This window comes from Gammaproteobacteria bacterium (assembly GCA_013214945.1).
GTDB lineage: Bacteria > Pseudomonadota > Gammaproteobacteria > Enterobacterales > Psychrobiaceae > Psychrobium.
On the sequence record JABSRT010000056.1, the window covers coordinates 1 to 3,388 of the forward strand.

Annotated in this window: 4 protein-coding genes; all 4 read right to left on the reverse strand. The window is 40.8% G+C overall.

Features of this window, described 5'->3' with window-relative positions; genetic code table 11:
- Nucleotides 1-210: 210 nt before the first annotated feature.
- Nucleotides 211-702, reverse strand: a complete 492-nt coding sequence (locus HRU23_20340) for a hypothetical protein (protein ID NRA56488.1) — start codon at nucleotides 700-702, stop codon at nucleotides 211-213.
- A 13-nt stretch (nucleotides 703-715) separates the two neighbouring features.
- Nucleotides 716-1,522 (reverse strand): hypothetical protein, encoded by an 807-nt coding sequence (locus tag HRU23_20345; protein NRA56489.1) that lies wholly within the window; start codon nucleotides 1,520-1,522, stop codon nucleotides 716-718.
- Nucleotide 1,523: 1 nt separating this feature from the next.
- Entirely contained in the window at nucleotides 1,524-2,903 is a 1,380-nt protein-coding gene (locus HRU23_20350; protein ID NRA56490.1) for a hypothetical protein, read from the reverse strand.
- 224 nt (nucleotides 2,904-3,127) lie between these two features.
- Nucleotides 3,128-3,376 (reverse strand): hypothetical protein, encoded by a 249-nt coding sequence (locus HRU23_20355; GenBank protein ID NRA56491.1) that lies wholly within the window; start codon nucleotides 3,374-3,376, stop codon nucleotides 3,128-3,130.
- Between the last annotated feature and the right edge of the window lie 12 nt (nucleotides 3,377-3,388).

Genomic DNA, 3,388 nt, shown 5'->3' on the forward strand with positions numbered 1-3,388 from the left:
CTCTCGTTTAGTAGGACTCTAGCCTAGTACAAAAAGTAATTAGCCGTCTAAAATTTTTGGGTGTCTAATATTTACTCTTCAATAAGAAAAAATAGTGCCGCTAGAGCGACATTAAAGTTTGGCTAATGCCTTGACAGTAGGAGAGCGTCCATATATGTCTAATATTTCTTTTTAAAGCTATCATTCCCGTTAAAAACTAAACTTAAAGATCTAACACTCGGCGTTTTCAATAATATCCTTTAATGTCGTTTTAAAGGGTTTGGGGGCTAAGCAACTCTTATATGGCGCAAACCAAGTATTAAAATGCTGGGTAAAGAATTTAGCAGGCCCAAGTGTCAGTGCTAATTGATGTTGCTCGGTTAATTCTTCGTCGTCAATCTCGCAGTCTTCGAGGAATTCAAATAACCCAGCATCTAGTTTATTAACTGATACACCTTGATCTTTTGCGCTACTTAATAGCGTTACACTAGGATCTTCATCACCTTCTAGCCAACCTAGAATTGTTTCGGGCGTTGTCTTTGCTAAAGCAGAAATCGCATTATTAATGTCCTCCTCTAGCGCGTATGAGCCACTAATGAAAACCTGTAGCAGACCTTTTTTATATGAGCTGTCATCAACGTCACAGTTTTCGGCGATTAACTCAATAATTATTTCTAATTGTGATTTGTCACATCTAACAATTATTTTTCCAGTCATTTCCATAATAAATTCCTGATCATAGCTCTTCAAGTTGACGTAATTTTGAAATTTGGGTCTTAAGTACTTCTGGAATTGTATGTTCACTAAGTACGGCTTCTATTTCAGAGGCCAATCTAAGCTGGCATGGCTGATAATTTTCAGGGCTAAGTACTACCTTATCAAGTTCTTCTAACATCCATTCAAATGCTTTGAAATTATCTACAGAATCGACCCCCATCATCAGCGCGTCTTTCCAATAGGCAACCTTAATTTGGCAAATATCCACATCTAAGTTGTTGTCACGGGCAAAAAAATCTTCAAACTGAGTGCACCCTCCTAAGAAATGGTTACGTGCAATCGTGTAATGCTCATCTTTATTAGCGAGTACAAGTTCCTCAGATAACGTTTGAGGCATAAAAACAGCGTCAATTAATCGGTCTCTACCGTTTAAACGGCTGCTTCCTTTGAATTTAATATTTGCCTCGTAAAAGCATAATGGACGAAAAAAATTTATATCACGAGTTCGATAGATGCTAATGGTAGGCGAACGTGTAAATTCTGGTTTTTCTTTAAGATGACGAAAAAACACATCCTTTAACGTGCTAAATTCTGCACTTGGATGGATCCACAACTCTAACAGCAGACTGTCGTTAAAATGTGTATACAATTGTACTAATGCATCCCTATTCCCCGATAAAAAATATTTTTCAGCATTTTTGTGTTGAAGTTTATCTACGTTTATCCATCCACTCATGCCGCTTTTTTCAATATTAAATTTATACTCGGGCCAAGCCTTTTTACGCGCTTTAACCCATTCTTTATCATCTAATTTCCAGTCTGACATATTATCCGCCGTCGTTAATTAATTCGTTAATTGTTTCTGGGTCTATCCCATCAAGTAAGATGGACTTAGCATCCTCTAGTAACCATGTTTTTATGCTTAGCTGGTTGAAGCGACTCGTTACGTGAGATTGCTTGTGCGCTTTATCTGCTGCATCTCGACTAGTAAACCCCAGACTTCCATAAACCATATTGCTTCGAGAAGAAGGCAATAAGCGCAATTTTTTTGCCACTTCAGTCATGTTATTTGGCTGATAACTTTTCCTGCTCTTACGTGTAAAGCTTTGTAACCACCATTCAAAATCCTCTGATCTTCTTAACTCTCGATTTCCTACCCCCGTTAGTTGATTAGTAGTGCTAGCTACCCGATCTAAATAAAACTGGCGGTGGTAGGAATAGTTGTTACCTTTAAGATTCCACGGTTTCCAACTATCCAAGTATTTAGACTTGTATTTTAATGATTTAACTTCAACCCATATGTTATTTTCAGATTCATTTTCATCAACTTTTGTTTCGCTGCCTTGCAGTACGATATCAACACGCCGTTTATAAGATGTCCCTAATAGTTTCGCTCTTCCGCGTTCATCAACCGTCACAAGGTTAATTTCGCGACTGACTTCCATACCGACTGGCTTCTCCGACGATACATCATAGAGCTCATAACTCAACTGTTTGACGGCCAACATCGCCATGTGGAATGCGCCGCCAATTTCGCGCCCGCCGATCCAATGCACATTATCATTAAGAGCGCTAGCGAATGCAGTAGCATACAGCTTATTAAGTTCGCCCACGATTTGAGCAGGAAAAGGTTTACATTCTGGATATATCTCGGCGCAATCTTGCTGTTTATGCATTTCAAGATAGGTAACAACGGCCATTAGCGACAATGGGGACATTCTAAGATTTTTTGTTGTCTGCATAAACTTTCGATTCAATGCAGGTCCAATGGCCTTGGCAGAAAAAAGTGCCAAGGGCGTGTGGACTAATTGTCGCAACCCTTGTGCATCGGTAACTTTCATACCCTTAGTCGTTGATTTAACGGCAGCAACCAACTTAGCACCATCAACTTTTCCCAGTTTCTTCGCAAAGCCTTTGCCAATTTTACTAAATAAAAATGTTAATCTCGCGATGTCAACGCGCTTGATAGGGTTTGCTTTGGCCGCATATGCACTACCCATTACCATTCCTAATGGTCCAAAATCGCTCTGGCTTTTATCTAAGTCAAACATATTCATCGCCGTATCAACGCTTGGGGGCTCACCGTCGCCTTCCCAACCGTCTGCTGGCAGCGACAAATACTCAGCCCACGCCAGCAAGTCATCGGCACTGGCAATCGAATCTATCATCACCATGAGCCCCGCCCTGGCTTCATCGTCTGTGGCCATTTCCCCCGCTATGAGTAAAAAAATATTAGACACCCACATAATTTAGACGGCTAAACGTCTTGAGTCAATTGGTTACTAACTGCCCTCTCTTGGTCTCTGTTCTAGTGTTTTTCTAGAACTGATTTTTTGTAAGGTGACTAGAGCCCAATTTACTCACAATTATCGAATCGCAGACATGACAAAGCCAGCCTAAGGCTGTTAGAGGTTGTATTTACCGTGGTGTTTTAGCCGACGCCTTTATACCAGCACTGTCCGTGGTCGTTTGCACATTGGCGCAACGCGTATTCGCTGCCAGCAAAGTGACCATATTGTCGCCTAAAGTTCTTTATCACTTCTATCCAATCGTCTGGACTAATCCCTAGCCTATCAATCAGTTTTGGGGTGGTATCGTCAATCGAACCACTTTTGTTGGGGTGTATCGCTCGCCCACTCCAATCGGCAAGTTCTAAATAGTCGTACAGTGTAAACGCGATAGCATTGTTGTC